This window comes from Pseudoalteromonas sp. AWM4_233, from assembly GCF_056158285.1.
In genome coordinates this window covers 2583980-2608825 of record NZ_JBSWSZ010000001.1, presented here as the reverse complement: position 1 = coordinate 2608825, position 24846 = coordinate 2583980, and the positions used below count along the sequence as shown (strand labels likewise).

General features: G+C 41.8%; 26 protein-coding genes. 18 read left to right on the top strand and 8 right to left on the bottom strand.

Annotated features, from left to right (window positions below; all coding sequences use genetic code 11):
- The first annotated feature begins 58 nt into the window (after positions 1-58).
- Entirely contained in the window at positions 59-598 is a 540-nt protein-coding gene (gene syd / locus ACXAC4_RS11670) for a SecY-interacting protein (protein WP_475164107.1), read from the top strand.
- Positions 599-669: 71 nt separating this feature from the next.
- On the opposite strand, the gene ACXAC4_RS11665 is transcribed toward syd, so the two are convergent.
- Both ACXAC4_RS11665 and ACXAC4_RS11660 read right to left on the bottom strand, forming a co-directional pair.
- Positions 670-1443: a Zn-ribbon-containing protein gene (locus tag ACXAC4_RS11665; RefSeq protein ID WP_138481257.1), complete on the bottom strand. Its 774-nt coding sequence runs from the start codon at positions 1441-1443 to the stop codon at positions 670-672.
- Positions 1444-1445: 2 nt separating this feature from the next.
- The gene (locus ACXAC4_RS11660; protein ID WP_475161748.1) at positions 1446-1709 is read right to left on the bottom strand and encodes a hypothetical protein; all 264 of its coding nucleotides are present in this window, start codon (positions 1707-1709) and stop codon (positions 1446-1448) included.
- A 245-nt stretch (positions 1710-1954) separates the two neighbouring features.
- On the opposite strand from ACXAC4_RS11660, the gene ACXAC4_RS11655 reads away from it, so the two are divergent.
- The gene (locus tag ACXAC4_RS11655) at positions 1955-2605 is read left to right on the top strand and encodes a GNAT family N-acetyltransferase (protein WP_475161747.1); all 651 of its coding nucleotides are present in this window, start codon (positions 1955-1957) and stop codon (positions 2603-2605) included.
- A 793-nt stretch (positions 2606-3398) separates the two neighbouring features.
- Here the strand turns inward: ACXAC4_RS11655 and ACXAC4_RS11650 are convergent.
- The 3 genes from ACXAC4_RS11650 to ACXAC4_RS11640 all read right to left on the bottom strand — a co-directional run bounded on the left by ACXAC4_RS11650 (position 3399) and on the right by ACXAC4_RS11640 (position 5979).
- Positions 3399-3848 carry a hypothetical protein gene (locus ACXAC4_RS11650; protein WP_475161746.1) on the bottom strand — a complete coding sequence of 150 codons (450 nt, stop codon included), beginning with the start codon at positions 3846-3848 and terminating at the stop codon, positions 3399-3401.
- An 800-nt stretch (positions 3849-4648) separates the two neighbouring features.
- A complete protein-coding gene (locus ACXAC4_RS11645; protein WP_058030532.1) occupies positions 4649-4951 on the bottom strand; it encodes a DUF3301 domain-containing protein in 303 nt (100 codons plus the stop codon).
- A complete protein-coding gene (locus ACXAC4_RS11640) occupies positions 4951-5979 on the bottom strand; it encodes a DUF3549 family protein (protein WP_475161744.1) in 1029 nt (342 codons plus the stop codon). The genes ACXAC4_RS11645 and ACXAC4_RS11640 overlap by 1 nt, the downstream gene beginning before the upstream one ends.
- A gap of 137 nt (positions 5980-6116) precedes the next feature.
- On the opposite strand from ACXAC4_RS11640, the gene ACXAC4_RS11635 reads away from it, so the two are divergent.
- From ACXAC4_RS11635 to ACXAC4_RS11620, 4 genes are read left to right on the top strand one after another with little or no spacing between them, the layout of a single operon-like run.
- The gene (locus tag ACXAC4_RS11635; RefSeq protein WP_475161742.1) at positions 6117-6446 is read left to right on the top strand and encodes a YqcC family protein; all 330 of its coding nucleotides are present in this window, start codon (positions 6117-6119) and stop codon (positions 6444-6446) included.
- A gap of 12 nt (positions 6447-6458) precedes the next feature.
- Positions 6459-7193: a tRNA pseudouridine(65) synthase TruC gene (gene truC, locus ACXAC4_RS11630; protein ID WP_404393955.1), complete on the top strand. Its 735-nt coding sequence runs from the start codon at positions 6459-6461 to the stop codon at positions 7191-7193.
- Complete coding sequence (locus tag ACXAC4_RS11625) at positions 7193-7633, top strand: flavodoxin (protein ID WP_475161740.1); 441 nt, start codon at positions 7193-7195, stop codon at positions 7631-7633. The genes truC and ACXAC4_RS11625 overlap by 1 nt, the downstream gene beginning before the upstream one ends.
- A gap of 1 nt (position 7634) precedes the next feature.
- A complete protein-coding gene (locus ACXAC4_RS11620) occupies positions 7635-8222 on the top strand; it encodes a hypothetical protein (protein WP_475161738.1) in 588 nt (195 codons plus the stop codon).
- Positions 8223-8293: 71 nt separating this feature from the next.
- Here ACXAC4_RS11620 and dapD read toward each other — a convergent pair whose 3' ends face one another.
- Together dapD and glnD are read right to left on the bottom strand one after the other, a co-directional pair.
- Entirely contained in the window at positions 8294-9121 is an 828-nt protein-coding gene (gene dapD / locus ACXAC4_RS11615; RefSeq protein WP_138481242.1) for a 2,3,4,5-tetrahydropyridine-2,6-dicarboxylate N-succinyltransferase, read from the bottom strand.
- Between the two features lie 8 nt (positions 9122-9129).
- Complete coding sequence (gene glnD / locus ACXAC4_RS11610; RefSeq protein ID WP_475161735.1) at positions 9130-11748, bottom strand: [protein-PII] uridylyltransferase; 2619 nt, start codon at positions 11746-11748, stop codon at positions 9130-9132.
- A 241-nt stretch (positions 11749-11989) separates the two neighbouring features.
- Here glnD and ACXAC4_RS11605 point away from each other — a divergent pair, with 241 nt between their 5' ends.
- Positions 11990-12199: a hypothetical protein gene (locus ACXAC4_RS11605; RefSeq protein ID WP_475161732.1), complete on the top strand. Its 210-nt coding sequence runs from the start codon at positions 11990-11992 to the stop codon at positions 12197-12199.
- A 57-nt stretch (positions 12200-12256) separates the two neighbouring features.
- Here the strand turns inward: ACXAC4_RS11605 and map are convergent, their stop codons facing one another.
- Positions 12257-13045, bottom strand: coding sequence for a type I methionyl aminopeptidase (gene map, locus ACXAC4_RS11600; protein WP_349286407.1), 789 nt, complete (start codon positions 13043-13045; stop codon positions 12257-12259).
- Between the two features lie 264 nt (positions 13046-13309).
- Between map and rpsB the strand changes: the two genes are divergently transcribed.
- The 11 genes from rpsB to lpxD all read left to right on the top strand — a co-directional run bounded on the left by rpsB (position 13310) and on the right by lpxD (position 24837).
- Positions 13310-14038 carry a 30S ribosomal protein S2 gene (gene rpsB, locus ACXAC4_RS11595; protein WP_349286406.1) on the top strand — a complete coding sequence of 243 codons (729 nt, stop codon included), beginning with the start codon at positions 13310-13312 and terminating at the stop codon, positions 14036-14038.
- 103 nt (positions 14039-14141) lie between these two features.
- The gene (gene tsf / locus ACXAC4_RS11590; RefSeq protein ID WP_058030521.1) at positions 14142-14993 is read left to right on the top strand and encodes a translation elongation factor Ts; all 852 of its coding nucleotides are present in this window, start codon (positions 14142-14144) and stop codon (positions 14991-14993) included.
- 149 nt (positions 14994-15142) lie between these two features.
- Positions 15143-15880: a UMP kinase gene (gene pyrH, locus ACXAC4_RS11585; RefSeq protein ID WP_421963076.1), complete on the top strand. Its 738-nt coding sequence runs from the start codon at positions 15143-15145 to the stop codon at positions 15878-15880.
- Between the two features lie 23 nt (positions 15881-15903).
- The gene (gene frr / locus ACXAC4_RS11580) at positions 15904-16461 is read left to right on the top strand and encodes a ribosome recycling factor (RefSeq protein ID WP_130257128.1); all 558 of its coding nucleotides are present in this window, start codon (positions 15904-15906) and stop codon (positions 16459-16461) included.
- A 76-nt stretch (positions 16462-16537) separates the two neighbouring features.
- Positions 16538-17311 carry an isoprenyl transferase gene (locus ACXAC4_RS11575; protein WP_475161727.1) on the top strand — a complete coding sequence of 258 codons (774 nt, stop codon included), beginning with the start codon at positions 16538-16540 and terminating at the stop codon, positions 17309-17311.
- An 11-nt stretch (positions 17312-17322) separates the two neighbouring features.
- The gene (locus ACXAC4_RS11570; RefSeq protein WP_138481228.1) at positions 17323-18189 is read left to right on the top strand and encodes a phosphatidate cytidylyltransferase; all 867 of its coding nucleotides are present in this window, start codon (positions 17323-17325) and stop codon (positions 18187-18189) included.
- The gene (gene ispC, locus ACXAC4_RS11565; RefSeq protein WP_475161725.1) at positions 18186-19376 is read left to right on the top strand and encodes a 1-deoxy-D-xylulose-5-phosphate reductoisomerase; all 1191 of its coding nucleotides are present in this window, start codon (positions 18186-18188) and stop codon (positions 19374-19376) included. The genes ACXAC4_RS11570 and ispC overlap by 4 nt, the downstream gene beginning before the upstream one ends.
- 2 nt (positions 19377-19378) lie before the next feature.
- Positions 19379-20731 carry a sigma E protease regulator RseP gene (rseP, locus tag ACXAC4_RS11560; RefSeq protein WP_475161722.1) on the top strand — a complete coding sequence of 451 codons (1353 nt, stop codon included), beginning with the start codon at positions 19379-19381 and terminating at the stop codon, positions 20729-20731.
- A 68-nt stretch (positions 20732-20799) separates the two neighbouring features.
- Entirely contained in the window at positions 20800-23271 is a 2472-nt protein-coding gene (bamA, locus tag ACXAC4_RS11555; protein WP_475161719.1) for an outer membrane protein assembly factor BamA, read from the top strand.
- A gap of 58 nt (positions 23272-23329) precedes the next feature.
- Positions 23330-23800, top strand: coding sequence for an OmpH/Skp family outer membrane protein (locus ACXAC4_RS11550; RefSeq protein ID WP_475164105.1), 471 nt, complete (start codon positions 23330-23332; stop codon positions 23798-23800).
- Positions 23800-24837, top strand: a complete 1038-nt coding sequence (gene lpxD / locus ACXAC4_RS11545) for a UDP-3-O-(3-hydroxymyristoyl)glucosamine N-acyltransferase (protein WP_475161716.1) — start codon at positions 23800-23802, stop codon at positions 24835-24837. Before ACXAC4_RS11550 ends, lpxD begins: the two co-directional genes overlap by 1 nt.
- Positions 24838-24846 lie beyond the last annotated feature (9 nt).

Sequence of the window (24846 nt, the reverse complement as noted above, 5' to 3'; positions counted from 1 at the left end):
TTCACCAATAGTGGTTACAATGGCGCGTATTATAGCGTATCGCACACAGGTTAACAGTATGACAATTAAGCCGCTTTTATCAGAGCTTCACGACAAGTTTCAATCTCACTATCAGCAACAACATGGCACTTTACCTTGCATGTATCATGACGCTGACTGGCCAAGCCCATGCGAAGTTGGTGAGGTGCTCAGCGAGCAACAAATTCAGTGGCAAGCTGTGCCACAGCCATCAAAAAATAGCCTAAATGATTTAGCAAGCGCGTTAGAGTGCACTTTTCCTGATGCGTTGAATGAGTTCTACAGCAGCTTTTACGCGGGTAATATCATTGGCAACGTAGAAGGTCATCAAATCGAGTTATTACAAGCGTGGAATGAAGATGACTTTGTGCGTTTACAGCAAAATATCACAGGTCATGTATTGATGAAGCGTAAGCTTAAACATGCTGATACGGTGTTTATTGGGTTAACCGAGCAAGATGATTTGTTGATCACCGTTGAACTTGAGACTGGCAAAGTTTGGTTAGAGTATGTCGGCAAAAGGCCACACCATGTTTTGGCTGATAGCCTAGAAGCATTTTTGCAATCGGTTGAGTTTTAATACTCATACCTTAATCAATAAAAAAGCGCTCATTTAAACATTCTGAGCGCTTTTTTATTTTTAGCGAACGATCACTGAAAATCCCAAGAGATATTCGAAACCAGCTCACAGCTGTCACAGCGAAAATCAAATAAGCCAAACCAAGGCTCGTCTAACTTCCAATCACCGCCACAACTTGGGCATTTACGTGCTTTTTCTGCTTCAAGGCTTTCACCGCCTACGCGATATAAATAGTAATACACCGGCTTCTTAGTGAGATAGCGAATACGTTTAGACAAATCCATACCGCGACGGAACAAATCACTTTCTGTGCTAGAAATTTCTTCTAACGCCGCAAACTCACAGCGGGTGGCACCGTTGATCTGTATTTGATCGCATGCTTGCCAATCCTCTTGCCACTTAATTAAAGCTTTGTAATCGCCATTGGCAATGGCAGGAATTTTATAAAGTGGCACAGGCTGAAAGTCATCGCCACAATAAAGCGGGCTGCATGTATGTACATAAGTGGTATATAAAATATAAGAAGACGGAGCGTCGCAAAGGTCGGCGCCATTGGCGTGAATATCCTGACCGATCACCTTTACTTTCGGTGCCAGCAAGCCTGCATCTTGTAAAAGCTCAATGGCTTTTTTTACAAACGGGCTGTGATTAAGTGGGTGCAGCGCATCCTCAAGCGGGCACATAACACGGGTAATAAAGTAGCCGTCTTTTAATACGGTCGGAAACTCATCCCCGATGATCTGTCCGTTAAAACGTAGGGCATTCACCACGCGATTAATGGCACGCTCAGCATCATCTAGGGTGGTGTCTTGGTAACAATCAAAAGTTAAATCTACAACGAACATAATTAGTTATCTTTTTCTAATAGCACGAGTAAGCGGTCAAGTTTTTGTTCAATGCGGTCAAGCTGGCTTTGCTCTGTAGCCTTGGCTTTTGGGGCTGCTGCAGGCTGAGTGTTGATGCAATTTGGATCATTTTTGTAGGCGGTTAACCCAGCAATAACCAAAGGCATAGGCACTGGCTCTGATAATTTAGATTTAGTTAAAGCAACAGTGGGTGTTTTGTTTTCAGCGACTAAGGCTGCAATAGCAGAATGAACAGCGGGATGCATGCGTTTTACTCAACAAAATAAAACGCATTCTAGCATAAATCTTTAAAGCGCATAGCTGAGCTCGTAACCATCCTAAAAGGTTTGTTTTGCATAATGCGTAGTGTTCGGTTCGCTCTCTTAATGCCTATGTAGATAACGAGGGGCTATATTTTACTGATGACATCAACTTGTCTTTTTGATTAAAAAACACTCAGTAACTATAGTTGACTAAGTTTTCTAGTAAAAATTAGGTAACAGGAAAAATAATGAAAATAGTAGAAGCAGATCAACTGAGCCTAAAGTATTTGGAGCCGGAAGAAATAAACATTGCAGCAAGCCTGCTCTTTCAAGCTTATCAGAGTGATGAATTATTAAAGCAGGTGTTAAATGCAGATTCTGATGACGACTTTGCTAAAAAGTTACGCGCACTTATTCGCGAAGAGTTACAGACTTTTTCGCAAAGTGGTCAAGCCATGTTAGGCGCGTTTATAGACGAACAGCTGGTGGGGGTTGCGTGTGCAATCGCGACCAATGGACCTTTGTCTGCACAACGTTTTTGGCATTGGCGTTTAAAACTGATGCTCAGCGCCGGGTATGTTCAAACCAAGCAACTGGTTGCTAAAGAGCAAGCGATTAGAGCGGCCTTAGAGCAATATGGCGAGTGCTTTTATTTATCGTTAATTGCCATTCATCCGAATGCGCAGGGGCAAGGCCTTGGTCATTATTTATTGAACGGGGTTGAACAACTTCATTTAGCCGAAGAAGAGATCACTGGCGTGGCTGTATTCATTACACAAACAGCGCAAAAAGCCTTCTTCTTAAAGCACCAATATGAGGTGATTGAGCAAATGACCTTCGGTGAAGTGTCGGGTGAGCTGATGTATAAAAAGTTAGATGTGGACGGATCGGAAAATTAGCTGTGAGATATTTCCCACATGGTTGTGGGTTTTGGTGTTTTAAACACTTTGTTTTGGCTGTGGTTTGTTTTTAAGTTTATGAAAAATAACAAATATCTTATTTTTAAAATAATATGACATTAAATAAATTGCTGTAAGTCGCTTTTGCACACGGCAAATTACCGTAAACTTAATCATGTCAGGAAGGCAAAGGGATAGGAAAAACGGAATAAGCACAAGGTTATGGATAGGTGCTAGGGCAAGAAGCTCAACAGGAAACTCAGGATGAGGTGTAACGGAGTTGCACACAGGAATAGGAAACACACAGGAGTGTGAGGACTGCCCAAAGATGGGTGAAGCGGAAACTAGGATTGTAAGAGGTGTTAGGAAAACACCTAGGATGAGGATGGAGTACAGGGTGTACTAGGAGCGCATAGGGTTTTTGCGAAGTGGATTTAGGATATTATGAACACAGTACGTGTATAGGATTTTAAATGGATTTTTGGTCGTCGATGGAAGACGGCCATTCAGCGGAAGATAAAACAGGATTATAGGCTTCGGAAGCTATCATGGATGTTGTCAACTTTAGGCGCGACTTATGTTGCGCCTTAGTTCTTTCTGGCGTTTGGTTTTTCTTTTCTTAACTTTTCAATTGTGTCGGGTTTCTCACCTCAAATGACTTTTCGGTCGTACCGACTTATCGTGCAAAATACACGTTGCGAAGCAAGGTTACTTTTGCGCAAGGTGAAATGAGCAATTTTAACCGCTCTTGTAGGTCGTTATTTATGGCGACATTTTGAAATTTGCCTTCAATTTAACCTTTTATCACGTTGGCGACGGCAACCGATGGGCGGCTAAGCATTTCAATTTTATATTGAACCAGAAATTCATCCCTGAAGCTTACGTATGTCGGCATTCTTGCCAATATTTTGAAGAGCTCATTTTGTAGGTCGTGCTTTAGCGCGACAGGTTTAAAAGCTGCCTTCAATTTTACTCTTTGTCGCGTTGGCGACGGCAACCAAAGGGCGGCTAAGCATTTCAATTTTATACTGAGCAGAAATTCATCCATGAAGCTTCTGCCTGTCGGCATCCATGCCTCCACTTCCTCGCGCTGCGAAACTTCGTTTCGGTCACTCGTCACCCCACGGCGCCCCTCTATCTCGCTGTTTCTTAAAATACGCAATTGATGTGAAAGTAAACGGCTGAATAGTCCATCCATGTACAAGCATGGCTTGGCTCGTATCCATGCGAGCGCATTACTCATCAATTAATTCTTTTCAGGGTGTGATAAAAGGGAAAAGGTGTTGCCTGTTGGTTTTGTGCATAGGGCTGCAATGTGCAAAATATACGTTGCGAAGCAAGGTTACTTTTGCGCAAGGTGAAATAAGCAATTTTAACTGTCGTAACTAAATCAGCAATCTCCGAACCTGACAGATCGGAAAATTAGTTGTGAGACATTTCCCACATGGTTGTGGGCTTTGGTGTTTTAAACACTTTGCTTTGGCTGTGATTTGTTTTTAAGTTAATGAAAAATAAGAAATATCCTATTTTTAAAATAATATGACATTAAATAAATTGCTGTAAGTCACTTTTTCACTCGGCAGATTACCGTAAACTTAATCATGTCAGGAAGGCAAAGGGATAGGAAAAAGGAATATAGCATAAGGATAAAGGACTAATGCTAGGGCAAGAAGCTCAACAGGATCCTCTGGATGAGGCGTGTAACGGAGTTGCACAAAGGAAATAGGATGCACACAGGAGTGTGAGGACTGCCCAAAGATGGGTGAAGCGGAAACCAGGAAGGTTACAGGTGTTAGGATAACATCTAGGATGAGGATGGAGTACAGGGTGTACTAGGAGCGCATAGGGTTTTGCGAAGTGGATTTAGGATATTAGGAACACAGGACGTGTATAGGATTTTAAACGGATTTTTGGTTGTCTATGGAAGACGGCCATTCAGCGGAAGATAAAACAGGATTACAGGCTTTGGAAGCTATCATGGATGTTGTCAACTTTAGGCGCGACTTACGTTGCGCCTTAGTTTTTTCTGGAACCTGTGTTTTATTATCCCAAACGATGTGGTGGAATATCAGCTTGCACCAGCTTCTCATTTTCAAGATATAGATAACCTTGATATAAGCTCTCGCCGTCGGAGCTAAATTCAAACAAAAACTGACTTTTTATTCCCAAACGACCACTTTTTAAAATGCCGGGTAGCACTTTTTTACAGGCGACACTGAGCAACTGCACTTGCAATTGCTTTGCTTGTCTTTGCGCATGTTCGTTTGCGGCTTCTGCGATTTTACGACTATACCAAAAAAAGCCGATAACACTGCCGATAACAATAAAAAGCCAGAGAGTTGCCATTAAGAGAATAACCTACCTATCGCACGAGATAGTGTGTCGCTGCGATTTTCTGCTCGAAGAATACCTAGTACGTGTGGGCGAAGTGACGGAATTGCAACTAAGTCCGCAAAAATACTTGGGAATAACTCAGGCATTTGCTCATTATTAGCTGCTAAATCAAGTAGCTTGAATAGGGCTTCTGGTTTTTCAAAGCATAACCAATAACGGCCAGCTAAAGTCAATAACACGTCTGGTTGGTTGCCTAACTCGCTTGCTAGTACTTGCTCGACTAACTGAGACTTTAACCCTTGTGCTTTGCTACCTGAAAGCGCACGCATGTTGTTAATTAATAGGTTTAAATTATTTTCTGCAATGGCTTGCTCACATTGCGCAAAGAACAATTCAGCAAGTTGGGTGTTAATTTCAACATGTTCGAGCATCGCACTTAAAGGCTGCTGAACTTCTTGCGGTAAGTTTGTCCACACTTTAGCGAGGTTTGCGTTGTTATGCCCGTGATCGAGTCTAAACGCAAAATCAGCTAGCCCTTGCACCGCAATACTTTGCCACGCATCGTCAGTTAAGTTGCCAGCAAAAAACTGTTCGGTAAATTCATAATACTGAGAAGCAGGGCGCTTTAATTCAGTTTTTAATAGTGCATTGAACGCAGCAAGTTTATTGGCATTCGGTGTAAATACATATGGGTTGTTGTCTAGCTTACCATCGGCTTGTTCGCCTGTTAACTCAGTGCCTAATGCTTCAAGTACCATATTTGCGAAGTGGTCACGGCTTGCAAGCACTAACTTACTTTGTTCATCAAGGGGCATTTTTAAAAACCACACATACGGATCAGCGGTGGCTTGGTTATCCCAAAATTGAATGGCGATCAGGGCATGACCAGCAAGCGGGTAAGGGTAAGGTACCTGACCATTTTCAAGTTGATTGAATAGGGCTTTATCAATTTTAGTGATTTTTCGACCCATGTCGTAAACACGCCACTGTGTGCCAGCTGTGTTAAGAAGATCACCTAAAGTAGAAATATGCGCAGTCATAGTTCGCTCATGCAAATTTTAAATTAGCCGAATTATACGGATTTTATCGGCACTTGATAAGCGAAGCCGTAAAGCTACTGTAAAGAAGTTAGCTGGGCTATAATTCGCGGGTTTGAACTAGTCTATTAAGAGTCGGTATGATGAGTCACGCCCAATACCAAACAGTTTACACCTTATTGAAAGAGCTCGAAGCGGTATTACGCATCGCCAAGCTTTGGCAAAGTGAAAGCATTGAGTCTGAGAAACTAAATTCTACCGCGCCATTTTGTTGTGATGTGATGACATTTGAGCAGTGGTTGCAGTTTGTGCTTATTCCTAAAATGACCTTGATGATAGAGCAAGGCATGCCGCTACCGGAAAATATGTCGATTGCACCCATGGCTGAAATGAGCTTTGCCTCTCACCCGCAATATCCGCAGATTTTAAGTCTACTGACCAAGTTAGACGAAAGCTTACAACAGAATTAAAAGAGAAAGATCATGCTTGAGATTGTCTATCAAGACGAAAACTATGTGGCGATTAATAAGCCCTCGGGCTTATTGGTGCATCGTTCATTTTTAGATAAACGCGAAACCCAATTTGCCATGCAAATGTTGCGTGATCAGCTCGGTCAGCACGTATTTCCGGTGCATCGATTAGACCGACCTACCAGTGGTATTTTGTTGTTTGCATTGAGCTCAGAAGCAGCCAGAGACATGAATCAAGTATTCATTGAGGGCAAAATCGAAAAGCGCTATTTGGCACTGGTGAGGGGCTTTGCGCCGGAGCATGTTTATTTAGACAGACCATTAAAAGAACATTTAGATAAAATAGCTGACAAATTTGCCGATCAAGATAAAGCACCGCAAGAAGCGCAAACAGAGTTTAACTGTTTATATCAGGCAAGTTTGCCTATTCCGTTCGGTAAGTTCCCGAGCATTCGCTATTCGCTGGTGGAGTGTTTTCCTAAAACCGGCCGAAAACATCAAATTCGCCGTCATTTAAAGCATTTAGCACATCCGATTTTGGGTGATGTGAACCATGGTGATAACAAGCATAATCACTTTTTTTATGAGCATTTTGGCTTGCAGCGCTTAATGTTATTTGCAACTCGGTTAAAGTTTGTTCATCCTTATACAAAACAAGAAATTACCATTCGGGCTAACCTAGGCGAAGAGATGCTAAATATCTGTGCGCAGTTGGGGTGGCCCAGCAGCGAACAGGATTATCAATAATGGCATTAATTTCAATTTTTGTAGGCAGTGTGTATGGCAATGCACAGAATTTAGCTGAACAGGTGCAAACTGTTTTGTCAGCGTCACATCAAGTGAGCTTGTTTGAAAGCGCAAGCATCGATGATGTAAAAGCCGCTGAAGTGGCTTTGTTTATTACCTCGACCACAGGCTCTGGCGATCTGCCTGATAACATTGAGCCATTGATTATGCAGCTGAGGAGTCAGTCGCCAATGTTAACAGGCAAAAAAGCGGGAGTGATCTCCTTGGGCGACTCAAGCTACGGTGATACCTATTGTGGTGCGGGCAAGCAGGTCGATGCCCTGTTAAAAGAATTGAATGCTGAGCAAACTTCACCGCGTTTAGATGTCGATGCGTGTGAGTATTTTGAACCATGGGAAGTGGTTGAAACTTGGCTAACAGAGTGGCAGAAAACCCTTTAATATGTCGAAGTTACAACAATTTAAATGGGTATTATTACTCAGCAGTATTTTAATTGTGCTGCCAGCAATTGAGAGTAGCTGGTTTGAAAATGCATTTGGCTTAAAGTGGGGCAGTGAAAAGCTCATGTACTATCTCAGCGTGTTTTTAGTGCCGCTGAAATTAGCCATGGTCATTGCTGGTTGTTGGCTGCTGATTTACTTTGTGAAATATAATGAAGTGAGTAGCAAGGTGAAACTGGCAGTATTGCCTTTGATGTTTGTTGCCTCTGTACAAGTCATTATGCTCAGTATCACATCGGTTTATTATGTTTTTAATGGCACCAAAGCAGATAACTACATTGAGCAAGCCAATATCAGTATCCAAAGCCAAGCACCGGGTAAGTTACTGACTGCATATCACGATATTAATATTATGTGCGATAGAGGGCTTGGGTTTTACGAGTTGTTATCGGTTATAAAAGAGCCTTGGCTTGGTAAAGCATTAGCCATTGAAAGTTATGAGCCGTTAGAGCAACTCACCATCAGCTTTACAGCAGACAACCAAAGACAGTTTAAGCAGTATGATCTTCAAGGTTTAAGTTGTAACTAATCACTCCATAAAATCGAATAAAAAAGGCCGCAAATCGTCATTGATTTGCGGCCTTTTAAATTCTTTATTGACTACTCATCTACAGAGCGAAGTAGTGCGTTAATACCTACTTTTTCACGTGTTTGCTGGTCAACTTTCTTCACGATAATTGCTGCGTAAAGGCTGTGTGAGCCATCTTTGCTAGGTAATGAACCTGGTACAACTACTGCTCCTGCTGGTACGCGACCATAGTGGATTTCGCCTGTTTCACGGTCGTAAATACGCGTACTTTGAGAAATGTATACGCCCATTGAAATTACTGCGCCTTCTTCAACAATGACGCCTTCAACGATTTCAGAGCGTGCACCGATAAAACAGTTATCTTCGATGATGGTTGGGTTTGCTTGTAATGGCTCTAATACACCACCAATGCCAACACCACCAGAAAGGTGCACGTTTTTACCAATTTGTGCACATGAACCAACAGTAGCCCATGTATCAACCATGGTGCCTTCATCAACGTATGCACCAATATTCACATAAGAAGGCATAAGTACCACGTTCTTACCTACAAAGCTGCCCTGACGTGCTACAGCGTTTGGTACTACGCGCATACCGCCTTGTTGGAATTGCTCTGGCGTGTAGTCAGAAAATTTAAGTGGCACCTTGTCATAAAACTGGTTTACGCCATCGTTCATTGGTTGGTTATCACGAATACGGAAAGACAGCAGTACCGCTTTTTTAAGCCACTGATGCACAACCCATTCACCACTGATTTTTTCTGCAACTCGCGCAGCACCAGAATCTAGCAATGAAAGAGATTGAATGATTGCATCTTTAACTTCGTCGCTTACTTGTGTAGGAGTAATGCCATCACGTTGCTCCCATGCTTGTTCAATGATGGTTTTTAAATCTGACATAGTTTCCTCTAATTTGTTTCTGCGTTTAATTTTTTCATTAAGTCTCGTTGAAGCGCAGCTTTGTGTTCTTCATCGAGGGCTTGATAATCTTTATTTGAAATAACAAAAAAGTCTTCTGCACGCTCGCCGACCGTTGTAATACGTGCGGCATGAATATGCAGTGAATTAGCCTGAAATACTTCGGCTATTTTAGTTAAAAGCCCCGGAATATCGATGGCTTGAATTTCAATGAGGCTACGATTTTCACGCGCATGCGGGCGCACAATCACCTTGGGCTTGATATTAAAATCTTTAAATCGGTGAGAGCGGTTCTTCTTCACTCTGATCTTTTTCTTCGGATCTTGAAGTAAAGACTCAATGCCTTTACGGATAGAGCGGGCACGATTCACTGAAACAGGATCGCCGTCTTGTTCGAGTATTACGAAGTTAAAGACTACAAAGCCATCTTTAGTCGTCATGACTTGTGCGTGTTGAATTTGTGCTTTTTTAGAGCCAATAACACTGACTAATTTGGCAAATAAACTGGCTTCGTAAGGGCTATAAACAAACACCTGCGTGCCACCATGAAGCGGCTTCTCGCCAACAATCACGCTAAAGTCATTGAGGTCTTTTACTTTGAGTAAGTGCTCAGATTGCCATGAAATTTGCTGCTCACTGAATCCAGTAAAGTAGTTCGCTTTAAAACGAGACCAAATAAAGTCAATCTGGCTCTCTTCAAAACCAAGTTCAATGAGGCGCTGCTTGGCTTGTTGCTTTTTATCGCGAATTTGGTCACGCATGTCCATTGGGTTTTCAAGACCTGCTCTCAAAGCGCGTTGTGTATGCAAATACAGTTCACGTAGCAGGGTATTTTTCCAATCATTCCAAAGGTTGTCATTGGTGGCCCGAATATCGGCAACAGTTAAGCAATATAAATAATCTAGTTGGCGTTCATTTTTAACGCGAGATGCAAACTCTGCAATCACATCAGGGTCATTAATGTCTTTTCGTTGCGCCGTGACCGACATTAATAAGTGATTTTCAACCAGCCAAGCGACTAAACGCGCCTCTGAATTACTAAAGCCATGTACTTTACAAAAGGTACTTGCATCAACAGCGCCTAGCTCTGAGTGGTCGCCACCGCGGCCTTTGGCAATATCATGGAAAATACCAGCAAGGTAAAGTAGCTCAGGTTTGTCCATGCCAGTGACAATTGCTGAGCAAATAGGAAAATCTTTTTGCTTACTTTTATCGAAATACTTATAAATATTATTTATTAGTTTATGAGTATGCTCATCTACGGTGTAGGCATGAAATAAGTCGAATTGCATCTGCCCAAAGATATTACGCCACTGAGGCAAATAGGCCGCAATAATGCCGTGCTTGTGCATCAGGGTGAACGCTCGACCCATGCCATTAGGGTGTTTGATTAAGCGTAAGAAGGCATCTCTACACCCTGCGTAATCTTGTAAATCACCAAGTAGACGACGGCGGACTTGGCGCATGGTTCTTAGTGTGTTGGGCTCAATATCAGTGATTTCAGGGTTATCAGCAATATGCTCAAATAACACAAAAATATGCTCACGTTTAAAGAATACTGAAGGGTCGGTGACTTGGATGCGATTACCCACGCGCTCAAAGTTTTTATCGAGCGGTTGAGGTTGGTGGTTAACTTGGTCAACCAAGATACTTTGTTCAAAATATGACAGTAGCATTTGATTCATTTCGCGAACACGGCTCATGATTCGAAATAAACGCTTCATCATGCGTTCAACAGACGCTTTACCCTCAGAGCCAAAGCCTAATAATTCTGCTGCATGAGGTTGGTAGTCAAACAATAAGCGGTTTTCGTTTCTGCCAGCTGCAAGGTGTAGTGCAAAACGAATATTCCAGAGGTTTTCGATACATTCGAGTAGCTCTTGATATTCTTCATGGGTTAGATAACCGTGGCTGATGAGTTCTCGAAGTGTCTCTGCATGGAAGTGTTTTTTTGCTACCCAAAAAATGGTTTGCAGGTCACGCAAACCACCCGGGTTTTCTTTTACATTGGGCTCGAGGTTGTACGCCGTACCATGACATTTTTTACGACGAATTTTTTGCTCATCTACTTTGGCGATAAAGAACTCTTCTGATCGCCAGATAGGTGTTTCAATAATGTGGCTTTTGAGGCGTTCAAACTCTAACTCATTACCGCTAATTAAGCGGCACTCAAGTAAGCTGGTGGTGAAGTGTACGTCTTGCTTTTTTTGTTCTAATACTTGTTCATGTGTACGAACACTGTGGCCTATCTCTAAACCCAGATCCCATAAATGGGTAACAAACTGACCAAGCGACTCTTTTAACTCTTCATTGGGCTCTGAACGAACCAGTAATAAAAAGTCGATATCCGAATAAGGGTGCAGCTCACCTCGACCATATCCGCCAACCGCGATTAGCGCGATATCATCATGTTTGTTTAAGCTGGTAATGACATAAAGCTTTTGCAGCAGTAAATCGACAAATTCGGCACGGGCGCGAATGAGGTGTTTTACAGGTTGCTTTGAGAATTCATTGCCGAGCCATTTATAGAAAAAAGCGGAGCAATCTTTAAAATCGTCGAGCGTGCTAGCTGAATCAAGAAGCGTTTTTAATTTATTGGGTAATGCCACGGAAAATCCCTGATTTTTTTATCAAATGAATTGATGAGCGCTTTGTAAGTTTTACACTAAGTTGCTGTGAATTGCGAGTTATGTAGCTTAGAACAATACTGAACGTTTAGTTCTTAAACGGCCTTAAATTCAAAAGCGATAAAGCGATTTTAGTTTGGGGTGTTATTGTTTACAGATTGTTGATAGTTTGTTTTTTATATGTTTTTATTAGATTGGTTTTAATGAACAACAAGGAAAAGACATGAAAAATACATTTAAAACTTGCTTAATTGCCTCAATAACATTTATTTCTGCATCACTTGCGCCTATTGGTGAGTCTATTGCTTTACCAAGTGGTGGTTCTTATATTTGTGATAGATCAGTGCTTTATTATGTTTATTTTGAAGGCGGTGAATTTAAAAGGATCCGAGTCTCAGGAAAATGTGAAGGAACAGGCTTCTTAGATTTATAAAATCCTAAAAAATGCCAACTTTTTAAGTTGGCATTTATAGTATTAGAACAATAAATCTTAATTGTGTTCTATTACACGATCTATCGTCTCATCATTACGGAGTGTTAAAATTTCAACACCATTGTCAGTAACAAGCAAAGTATGCTCCCACTGAGCTGACAAGCTACGGTCTTTAGTGACAACCGTCCAACCGTCTTTAAGTAGTTTACATTGACGCTTACCGGCATTCACCATAGGTTCAATTGTTAAACACATACCAGCTTTAAGTGTTTCGCCCGTACCAGGTTTACCATAGTGCATAACCTGTGGCTCTTCGTGAAATTCAGCACCAATACCGTGGCCGCAATATTCACGAACAATAGAATAGCTAAAGCCTTCAGCATATTTTTGAATCGCAGCGCCGATATCACCCAAACGCACACCTGGCTTAACCATTTTAATTGCAAGGTATAAGCTTTCTTGTGTGATCTGGGCTAAGCGTTTGCCTTGAATATTTGGCGTACCAACATGAAACATTTTCGAGGTATCGCCGTGGTAGCCATCTTTGATCACGGTAATGTCGATATTGATGATATCGCCGTCTTTTAGAGGCTTGTCATTTGGGATACCGTGACAAATTACATGGTTTACTGAAGTACAAATTGATTTTGGAAAACCATGATAGTTTAGAGGTGCAGGCACCGCATCTTGAACGTCAACAATATAATTGTGACAAATGGTGTTTAGCTCTTCAGTTGTTACCCCAGGCTTAACATGAGGTTCAATCATCTCTAAGACTTCAGCCGCTAAGCGACCGGCAACACGCATTTTTTCGATTTCTTCAGGGGTTTTAATCACTGCACTCATTGAGGCTCCAATCGTTAATTTTTCACTTTGCAATAACGCACAAATTTTAGTCGTATCGTTGAATCTGGCGCTTTAATATGGTATAAAGCGCGCCGTCTTTTTACAAATTTATCTTTCAAGATAGTTTGTAGTTAAGACAAACATACTTTTTATATTAACACACACACATATCGACACATACACTTGGGTGCAGGTAATTATATATTACGTGTTGGTGCTATGGGATATGTGGAGGCCTAACCCTAAATAATAGAGGAAATTAAAATGGCAAACGTTTCAATGCGCGATATGCTTCAAGCTGGTGTTCACTTCGGTCACCAAGCACGTTACTGGAACCCTAAGATGAAGCCGTTCATCTTCGGTGCACGTAACCGCGTTCATATCATCAACCTAGAAAAAACTGTTCCTATGTTCAACGATGCACTTAAGTTCTTACAGAACGTTGCATCTAACAAAGGCAAAATCCTTTTCGTAGGTACTAAGCGCGCTGCAAGCGAAGCAGTTAAAGAAGCAGCTCTTCAAAGTGAGCAGTTCTACGTAAATCACCGTTGGTTAGGTGGTATGTTGACTAACTGGAAAACAGTTCGTCAATCAATCAAGCGTCTTAAAGACCTTGAAGCTCAAAGCCAAGACGGTACTTTCGAAAAGCTTACTAAGAAAGAAGCGCTAATGAAGACGCGTGAAATGGAAAAGCTTGAGAAGAGCCTTGGTGGTATCAAAGACATGGGCGGTCTTCCTGACGCTATCTTTGTAATCGACGCTGACCACGAGCACATCGCTATCCGTGAAGCAAACAACCTAGGTATTCCAGTAGTATCTGTAGTTGATACTAACTCAAACCCAGACGGTGTTGACTTCATCGTACCAGGTAACGATGACGCGATCCGCGCTATCCAGCTTTACACTGGTGCTGTTGCAACTGCTATCACTGAAGGTCGTGAAAGCAACATCGTTGCACAAGCTGAAAACGACGATTTCGTAGAAGCTGAGTAATTAGCTGTCATCAAGCCTTCATCAAAATAAGATGAAGGCTTGATATTCTTGAAGAGCGGTCATTCCGCACCCCGAAAAAAACTTCATATTTGAGGATATACTAATGGCTGTAACTGCTGCCCTAGTTAAAGAATTACGCGAGCGTACTGGCGCTGGCATGATGGATTGTAAAAAAGCACTAACTGAAACTAACGGTGATATCGAGCTAGCGATCGAAAACATGCGTAAGAGTGGTGCTGCTAAAGCTGCTAAGAAAGCGGGTAACATCGCTGCAGAAGGTACAATCTTAATCAAGCAAGGCGAAGGTTTTGCTGCACTTCTAGAAGTTAACTGTCAGACTGACTTCGTTGCTAAAGACGAAAACTTCCTAGGTTTCGCTAACACTGTACTTGACGCTGCTGTTGAGTCAAAAGGTGATATCGAAGCTCTTAAAGCTCAGTTCGAAGAAACTCGTGTTGCTCTAGTTGCTAAAATCGGTGAAAACATCAACGTTCGTCGCGTTGAGTACATCGATGGTGACAAACTTTCTGCGTACCGTCACGGCGACCGTATCGGTGTTGTTGTTACTGGTGATGCTGACGAAGAAACACTTAAGCACGTTGCTATGCACGTTGCTGCTTCTAAGCCTGACTTCGTTAACCCTGAAGACGTTCCAGCTGAAGTTGTTGAAAAAGAAAAAGCAGTTCAAGTTGAAATCGCTATGAACGAAGGTAAGCCTGCAGAAATCGCTGAGAAGATGGTTGTAGGTCGTATGAAGAAGTTCACTGGTGAGATCTCTCTTACTGGTCAAGCGTTCATCATGGAACCTAAGAAATCTGTTGGCGAATTCCTTAAAGAGAAAGGCGCTTCAGTTTCTAACTTCATCCGTTTAGAAGTTGGTGAAGGTATCGAGAAGAAAGAAGAAGATTTCGCAGCAGAAGTTGCAGCGCAAATCGCAGCAGCTAAAGGCGAGTAATTTTACTCATGAAGCAGAGGCAAAAAGCCACATTTAGGCAGCATTTGCTTTTGCTTCAATGCTGAAAATTCTTTAGAATAACCGCGCATTTATGAGTTTCATAAGCGCGGTTATTTTTTATCCCCACTTTTACATATGGCCCTGAGATTATGACTACGAATAGAAAACCTGTTTTTAGACGCGTTCTTCTTAAATTAAGCGGTGAAGCTTTAATGGGAGACGAAGGCTTTGGTATTGATCCAAAAGTATTGGATCGTATGGCGCAAGAAATCAAAGAGCTTGTAGAACTCGACGTAGAAGTAGGTTTAGTTATCGGTGGCGGTAACTTCTTACGTGGTGGCTCATTAGCTGAAGCGGGCATGAACCGCGTAGTTGGCGACCACATGGGTATGCTAGCAACTGTAATGAATGGTTTAGCAATGCGTGACGCACTTCATCGTGCATTTGTAAACGCACGTCTTATGTCTGCTATTCCACTTAATGGTGTATGTGATGCATACAACTGGGCTGAAGCAATTAGCTTACTAAAGTCTGGCCGCGTAGTGATCTTCTCTGCTGGTACAGGTAACCCATTCTTCACAACAGATTCTGCAGCGTGTTTACGCGGTATCGAAATTGAAGCGGATACAGTAATCAAAGCAACAAAAGTTGACGGTGTATTCAGCGACGACCCGGTGAAGAATCCAGATGCGACACTTCACCGTCATTTATCTTATAATGAAGTGATCGACAAAGAATTAAAGGTTATGGACTTAGCTGCATTTACGCTAGCTCGTGACCACAATATGCCTTTAAGTGTATTCAACATGAATAAACCTGGTGCGCTTAAACGCGTTATCATGGGTGAAGAAGAGGGTACCCTTATTTCTTCACAAGTAGCTGAATAATCTACAAAGACTAGGATTGAATTGTGATTAACGATATTAAAAAAGACGCTGAAGAGCGCATGAAAAAAAGCGTGGCAGCACTTGCTAGCCAGCTATCTAAAATCCGCACTGGTCGTGCACACCCTGCATTATTAGACGGCATCACTGTGTCTTACTATGGCGCAGACACGCCTCTAAACCAAGTAGCAAACGTAACGACTGAAGATTCTCGTACATTAGCAATCAATGTATTCGATAAGTCTTTAGCGCAAGCTGTTGAAAAAGCGATCATGTCATCAGATTTAGGTCTAAACCCTATGTCTGCAGGTACTGTGATCCGCGTACCACTTCCTCCATTAACAGAAGAGCGTCGTAAAGATCTTATCAAAATTGTACGTGGTGAAGTTGAAGGTGGCCGTGTTGCTATTCGTAACATCCGTCGTGATGCCAATGGTGACATCAAATCGCTACTAAAAGACAAAGACATCTCTGAAGATGAAGCACGTCAAGGCGAAGACGAGATCCAAAAGTTAACAGACAAGTATGTTAAAGAAATGGATACTCAGTTAAGCGCGAAAGAAGCTGAATTGATGGAAATCTAACCAGCTCAAATTTATTAGTTTTGAAACGCCGTCTAGGGTATACTAGGCGGCGTTTTTTTTTACCTAAATCGGAATTATGGTTTTAAGTACTGAAACAGTTTCAAAGCAGTCTTTGCCTAAACATGTTGCTATTATCATGGACGGGAATGGACGTTGGGCGCAAAGCCGCAATCGTCCTCGTACATACGGACACAAAAAGGGTGTAGATTCCGTTCGTTCGGCTGTTCAGTTTTGTACAAAACTGGGTATTGAATCGTTGACGCTTTTTGCTTTTAGCAGTGAAAATTGGCGACGACCTGAAGATGAAGTCAGTACCTTAATGGAACTGTTTTTATTCGTCTTATCTAAAGAAGTTAAAAAATTACATAAGAATAATGTAAAACTGACTATTATTGGCGATATTTCACGTTTTCCTGAATCTTTACAAGATAGGGTAAAAGCGGCACATGAATTAACCGCTAATAATACAGGTCTGAAATTAAATGTTGCGGCAAATTACGGTGGCCGTTGGGATATTGTACAAGCCGCTCAATCTATGGCGAAGCAAGTACAAGATGGCCAACTTACTGTGAGAGATATCACAGAAGACGCTTTGTCAGCACAATTAAGTATGGCAGATCAAAGTGAATTAGACTTGTTGATAAGGACTGGCGGAGATTGCCGCATCAGCAACTTTTTACTTTGGCAGGCAGCTTATGCTGAGCTCTATTTTACAGATACACTTTGGCCTGATTTTAATGAAGAGGCTTTTTCTGAGGCAATTGCCTGTTTTGTATCTCGAGAGCGACGCTTTGGCTGTACCGGCGAACAAATAAAACAATTACTTGCCGAGTCCAAAACAACAAGTTAAAGGTTATTAATTTGCTTAAATTACGTATTTTAACGTCAGTGGTACTAGCGCCACTGGCTATGCTTTTGGTGTTTTATACACCCCTATCACTATTTAGTTTCATAGCTGGTGCGATTACCCTGTTAGGTGCTTGGGAATGGTCTTCATTGATGGGCCTGAAAAAAATGGCGCAAAGAGGCACATTCGTGGCTTTAGTCGCCGCTATTCTTGGCGCACTTCACCTGCATTGGCCCATAGAATCTCTATGGCAAAACGGGCAATTACTGTCTGATGCTAACTATGTTTTCACGCTTGCATTTGCCTGGTGGCTTGTTGCTACTTTTCTTGTTGTTAAATATCCAAGCATGTCTCGTGCTTGGTCAGAAGGTCTAGTAATGAAAGCGGTGGCTGGCTTATTGACACTCGTGCCGCTTTGGCTTGCACTCAATGTCTTGCGTAGTGCTGAATATCAACAGTCTGAGCTATTCGGTTCAACCCTAATTATGGTGGTATTAGGCATCGTTTGGAGTGCTGATATAGGTGCTTATTTTGCAGGTAAAAACCTAGGTAAACATAAGTTAATGCCAAAAGTAAGCCCAAACAAAACCATTGAAGGGTTAGTAGGTGGTTTACTTACTGCGGTTATTTTTGTTGTTATCTTCTGTGCGTGTGCAGACGTCGAACAAGCGATGTGGCCAGTTTATGCCTTATTAACTGTGTTTATCGCACTGTTTTCAGCCGTAGGTGATTTACTAGAAAGTATGTTTAAGCGTGAAGCGGGTTTGAAAGACTCAGGTAGTTGTTTACCAGGTCATGGCGGTATCTTAGACCGTATTGATAGTCTTACAGCAGCAGCACCAATATTCGCTCTTTGTTATGCGTGGACGGTAGCGTTATGAGCATTCAACAGGTAGCAATCCTTGGCTCAACAGGGTCAATTGGTGTTTCTACTTTAGATGTAATAGCCCGCAATGCTGATAAATTTTCGGTATTCGCCTTAGTTGCAGGTCGTAATGTTGAGGTAATGCGTCAGCAGTGCCAGACATTTAAACCAAAATTTGCGGTGATGCAATGTGAGCAAGCGGCAAAACAACTGAAGGATGACTTAGCAGGATCAGAGGTTCAGGTTCTGACAGGCGTTCAAGCGATGCAAGATGTGGTTTCTCACAGTGATGTTGATATTGTGATGTCTGCGATTGTTGGTGCTGCAGGTTTGTTGCCGACAATCAGTGCGGTCGAGCACAGCAAAAAAGTACTTTTAGCAAATAAAGAATCTTTGGTGATGTCAGGCCAAATCTTTATGGATAAAGTAAAGCAACATGGTGCGACCTTGTTGCCGATAGATAGCGAACATAATGCTATCTATCAAAGCTTACCAAGTGCTTTCCAGCAGCACTCAGATCCTAAATTAAATCAGTTCGGTATTCGTAAAATACTTTTAACTGGCTCAGGTGGACCTTTCTTAAATCGTGATATTGATACCTTAGCTGATGTAACCGTTGAAGAAGCCGTTGCTCATCCAAATTGGTCTATGGGTCAGAAAATCTCAGTCGACTCGGCGACCATGATGAATAAAGGCTTAGAGTTTATTGAGGCAAAATGGCTATTCAACTGTAGTGCAGATGATATTGAAGTGGTTATCCACCCGCAAAGTATGATCCACTCTATGGTACAGTATCAAGATGGCTCTGTGATTGCTCAAATGGGTCAACCTGATATGCGTACACCAATTGCATATGGCTTGTCTTATCCTGAGCGAATTGATGCAGGTGTTGCACCTTTAGACTTCTCACAAATTTGTGATTTTACTTTCACAAAACCGGATTATCATCGTTACCCAAATTTAGCATTAGCGATTGAAGCCTGTAAAACGGGGCAAGCCGCTACGACTGCTGTGAATGCAGCAAATGAAATAGCGGTTGCAGCATTCTTGAATAAACAAATTGGTTTTACTGATATTTACAAAGTGAATGCTGATGTGCTCAATCGCATCGCGATTACAAACCTTTCAAGTATTGATGATGTACTTGCTCAAGATAATGAAGCAAGAGTTTTAGCTAAAAACATACTTAAAACCATGGAGTGATTATGTTTGAGTTTTTCTGGCACTTAGGGTCGTTTATTGTTGCATTGGGTATTTTAGTAACTGTGCATGAATATGGACACTTTTGGGTTGCACGAAAAGCGGGCGTAAAAGTTTTAAGGTTTTCAGTAGGCTTTGGAAAGCCTTTGTGTCGTTGGTATGACAAACTTGGCACTGAGTATGTGATTGCCATGATCCCGCTTGGTGGTTATGTGAAGATGCTCGACGAGCGTGTCGAAGCCGTCGACCCTAGCGAAGCGCATCTTTCTTTCAATAACAAATCAGTCTGGTCTCGCATTGCCATTGTAATCGCAGGCCCACTAGCCAACTTTATTTTTGCTATTTTCGCGCTGGCACTCATGTATATGATTGGTGTGCAAAATGCCAAACCTATTGTGGGTGATGTGCATGTACAAAGCCGAGCAGCATCGGCACAATTACAGTCGGGCGATCATATTTTAGCCATGGGTGGTCAAGATGTATTTTCTTGGCAAGAAGTCACCTTCAGTTTGATGTCTCACTTAGGTGAGCAATCAGTCGACATCAAAGTGCAAGATGCACAGCAGCAAATTCAGATTCGTACCATCGACTTAACTGGTTGGAAGCTAGATAAAAAAGATCAACCGCCACTTGATGCGATTGGTATCATGCCATACAGACCAGCTTTAACACTCACTATTGGTCATGTTGCAAAAGGCTCAGCAGCAAGCCAAGCGGGTTTACAAGTAGGGGATAAGCTTCTTACTGCAGATGGTCAAGAAATCGAACAATGGCAATCTCTGGTCAGTCTTGTACAAGCTTCACCTAGTAAAGCCATTCAGCTTGAGGTGATGAGAAATGGTTATCGACAAATATTATCAGTAACCCCAGAAGCGAGAACTGGACCAAATGGCATCCAACAAGGCTTTTTAGGTGTTGTTCCTCAGTTAGAAAGTTGGCCGCCTGGGTACATTGAAACTAGACATTATGGGCCATTGGATAGTATTGTGCTTGGCGTACAAAAGACCTACGCATTGATCACGTTGAGTTTTGACATGATTGGTAACTTAATTACCGGCAAAGTGTCAGTCAATAATTTGAGTGGTCCAGTAGGAATTGCAGTAGGCGCGGGCACCAGTGTCAGTTATGGGTTGGTGGCTTTTCTCAGTTTCTTAGCGTTAATAAGTGTCAATCTTGGAGTTTTTAATTTATTGCCGCTGCCAGTTTTAGATGGTGGGCATTTAATGTATTACATAATTGAACTTATTCGCAAAAAACCAGTCTCTGAAAAGACACAAGAGTTAGGTTATAAAATTGGGGCTATGTTGCTTCTAGGCCTAACCTGTTTTGCATTGCTTAATGATGTTTCAAGGTTATAAGCCAAAATGTCATTTAAAGCCACAAAGCGCTATGTACGCTAATAGTTGTAAAGGATAAAGATAATAAAATGCCGATAAAAAAACATCTCGCAGTAACCAGTTTACTTGGCGCAAGCTTTGCGGCAGCTGGGCAAAGCTCCTTTATCGTAGAAGATTTGAAAGTTGAAGGTTTACAGCGTGTTGCACTAGGTGCAGCACTGACCCATATTCCAATTAATGTGGGTGATAACATTGATGAATATACGATTTCTCAAACAGTCAAAGCGCTATACAAATCAGGCCACTTTGAAGACATTTCAGTTTACCGTGATGATGAACTTCTCATCTTCAAAGTAAGAGAAAGACCAACAATTGCCTCTATTGAATTTGATGGCAATAAAGACATCAAAGATGAGCAATTAAACGAAAGTTTAGAGCAGCAGAATATCCGTGCTGGTGAGCCTTTAGATCGAACTGTTTTATCGAACATTGAGAAAGGCTTGATCGACTTCTTCCATAGTATTGGTAAATATAATGCCAAGATCGAAGTGAGCATCACCGAGCTGCCACGTAACCGTGTGCGTTTAAATCTTGAGTTTGAAGAAGGTGACGCAGCCTCAGTTAGACAAATTAACTTAGTTGGTAATGAACTGTTTTCTGACGAAGAGCTATTAAACCTTGTTGAATCACAACAAGATTTGCCTTGGTGGAAGTTCTTGTCAAATGACCGCTACCAAAAACAGACGATTGAAGGCGATTTGGAAAAAATCAGAAGTTTTTATCTTGATAAAGGCTATCTGCGTTTTAACATCGACTCAACACAAGTGTCAGTGAGCCCTGAACGTGAGTCTGTGTATGTCACTGCAAATATTACAGAAGGCGAAAAGTACACGGTTAAAGGTTTTGACTTTATAGGTGATTTATTAGGCCGTGAAGAACTTCTTAAGAGCATTATCCCGCTTAAATCGGGCGAGCTTTACAATGGTTCAGTGGTAACTGCTTCAGAAGAATACATTAAAAGCTATTTAGCACGATTTGGTTATGCAAATGCCGAAGTTCGTACTATCCCTGAAATTGATGACGAAAATAAAGAAGTAAAACTAACACTGTCAGTAAATCCAGGTAATCGCATTTATGTTCGCCGTATTATGGTGAATGGTAACCAAATAACCGCAGATGAAGTTGTGCGTCGAGAAATGACGCAACTTGAAGGCGCATGGCTATCTAACCAGAGTCTTGAGCGTTCAAAACTGCAGATTCAACGTCTACCTTATATGGAAAACGTTGAGTTTGAAGTAAAACCGATAGCAGGCATTGATGACCAAGTTGATGTTGACTTCACCGTTAAAGAGCAACCTGCAGGTAGCTTCCAAGCGGGGGTTGCATATGGTTCTTATGCTGGTCTGCAGTTCAATATAGGTGTCAGTGAATCAAACTTCTTAGGTACTGGTAACCAATTAGCGTTTAATATCAATACGTCGAAAGGTTCTGACCGCTATAGTATTTCATACACTGATCCTTACTTTACACCAGATGGTGTATCGCAAGGTACCAGCATTTTCTATAGTAATTACGATTCATCTGCTTTTAGTCTAGTGCCTTATAAATCTAAGAGTTATGGTATTGGTTCAAACTTCGGCTTCCCAATCGATGCGGTGAACCGTATTAACTTCGGAGGTCGCTGGATTGAAGAGAGCTTATCTGACATTGCAGACTATGAGCAAACGCGTATTATGCGTTTGGCATTCTTTAATCCTGAAGACCCAGATGCCGCGTATGAATTTACTAAATATGAGTTAAGTCTTGGTTGGTCCCGCATCACGGTTAACCGTGGTATGTTCCCAACAGCGGGTTCTCGTCAGTCATTAACTTTGAATGCGACGACCCCAAATTCAGATCTTAACTTCTTCAAGATTAACTACAATTCTCGTTTCTATTGGCCAATCAGTAATGATCACCGTTGGGTGTTCTCGACCAGAGCAGCATTTGCATATGGTAACGGGTATGGTTCAACGAACGGGTTTGATCAAATATTACCGTTCCAAGAGTATTTCAGGATCACGGAAGAAGAATTACGCGGCTTTGACAGAAATACAATTCTGCCAGAGGCAATCAGAAGAGTAACTAAACCAATCACAGGTTCTGTTTTACCTGATGGTAGTACCACAGGTACAATTGGTTCGGCGTCAGAGTTTGACCAGCTTACTGTATCAGGCCGAATTGGTGGTAATGCCAAAGCAGTGGCAGGGATGGAGCTAATTGTTCCAACCCCATTCTTAGATGAAGATAAAACAAGTTCTGTTAGAACGAGTTTCTTCGTTGATGCTGCTAACGTTTGGGACACCGAGTTTGATATTGACCGCTACTCAGACCTAGCGGAAGATCAGGTTAATAAATTACGTGACTATGCAGACCCAGGTCGCTTCAGAGTATCGACAGGTCTGTCATTGCAATGGATTTCCCCTATGGGACCAATGCTGATTAGTTTTGCTTATCCATTGAAGAAAGAAGACAAAGACGAAACTAAAACTATCAGCTTTAATATAACGAATACATTCTAAGGAGTTTTTTGTGAAAACGATTATAAAAACAACGGCATTAAGCATTCTAGCAGCATTAATGATGGGTACTTCTGCAAGTGCATTAGCACACAAAGTAGGTATTGTAGATATGCAATCTATCTACCAGCAAATCCCGCAAATGGCTAAAATCGAGCAACAGCTTCAAACGGAATTTGCTGAGCGCCGTCAAGAGCTAGAAAAGCTTCAAGGTGATGTGCGTTTTGAGATGGAAAAATTTCAGCGTGAAAGTGCCACAATGAGCGATGAGCAAAAAACAGCGCTTCGCGACAAAATTCAAGGTATGCAAAAGCAACTTGCAGAAAAAGGTCGTCCTTTAGAGCAAGAAATTAAAGCGCGTCAAAACCAAGAATTAGCAAAAGTACAAAAGCTAATCATTGAAACCATTCAAACTGTAGCTAAAAACGGTAAGTTTGATGAAGTTAAAGTAAAAGATACGACAATTTACTTTAACCCTGATAAAGTAACCGACCTTTCTAGCAAGGTTGTTGAAGCAGTTAGCAAAAAGTAATGACAAAACAATATACCCTCGCTCAAATCAGCGAATTTCTAGACGCATCCCTTGACGGGGATGCGTCTCATTGTATTGAGAAGATAGCAACTTTAGCGAATGCTAAAGAAACAGATATCGCTTTTTTGGCAAATAAAAAGTACCGTGCTCAGCTTGATGAAACAAAAGCGGGCGCAGTGATTATTTCTGAAAAAGAAGCCGCATTGTTCTCAGGCAATAAAGTAATCGTAAAAGACGCTTATATCGCTTACGCAAAACTCGCGCAAATGATGGACACTACGCCGGCATGTGCCAATGGTATTCACCCTAGTGCCGTTATAGATGAAAATGCGCAGCTCGGTGAAAACGTCAGCGTAGCTGCAAATGCGATTATTTCAGCGGGTGTTGTGCTTGGTGATAATGTACAAATTGGCGCAGGGTGCTTTGTTGGTGAAAATACTAAAATAGGACAGGGCACAAAGCTTTGGGCTAATGTCAGTGTTTATCATGATGTTGAGATTGGAGAACATTGTTTATTCCAATCTGGTGCGGTCATTGGCAGCGATGGTTTTGGTTATGCCAATGAGGCTGGTAAATGGGTGAAAATTCCACAGCTAGGCAGAGTGGTTATTGGCGACCGCGTTGAGATTGGTGCGAGCACAACTATCGACCGTGGCGCTTTAGATGACACCATTATCCATGACGATGTGATCTTAGATAACCAAATTCAAATCGCACACAATGTTGAAATTGGTCAAGGTAGTGCAATGGCTGCTTGTTCAGTTATTGCAGGCAGTACAACCGTTGGTAAATATTGCCAAATTGCAGGTCTTGTGGGCATCAACGGGCATATTGATATTTGTGATGGTGTAATGCTGACCGGTATGACCATGGTGACGAAGTCAATCACTGAGCCCGGTGCATATTCTTCAGGTATGCCGCACACTACTAACAAAGAATGGCGTCGTAACATGGCGCATTTAAGAAATTTATCTGATTTTAAAGAGCGTATTAAAGAGTTAGAAACGCGCTCATCTCAAAAAACAGTTGATGAATAAGGATACTAT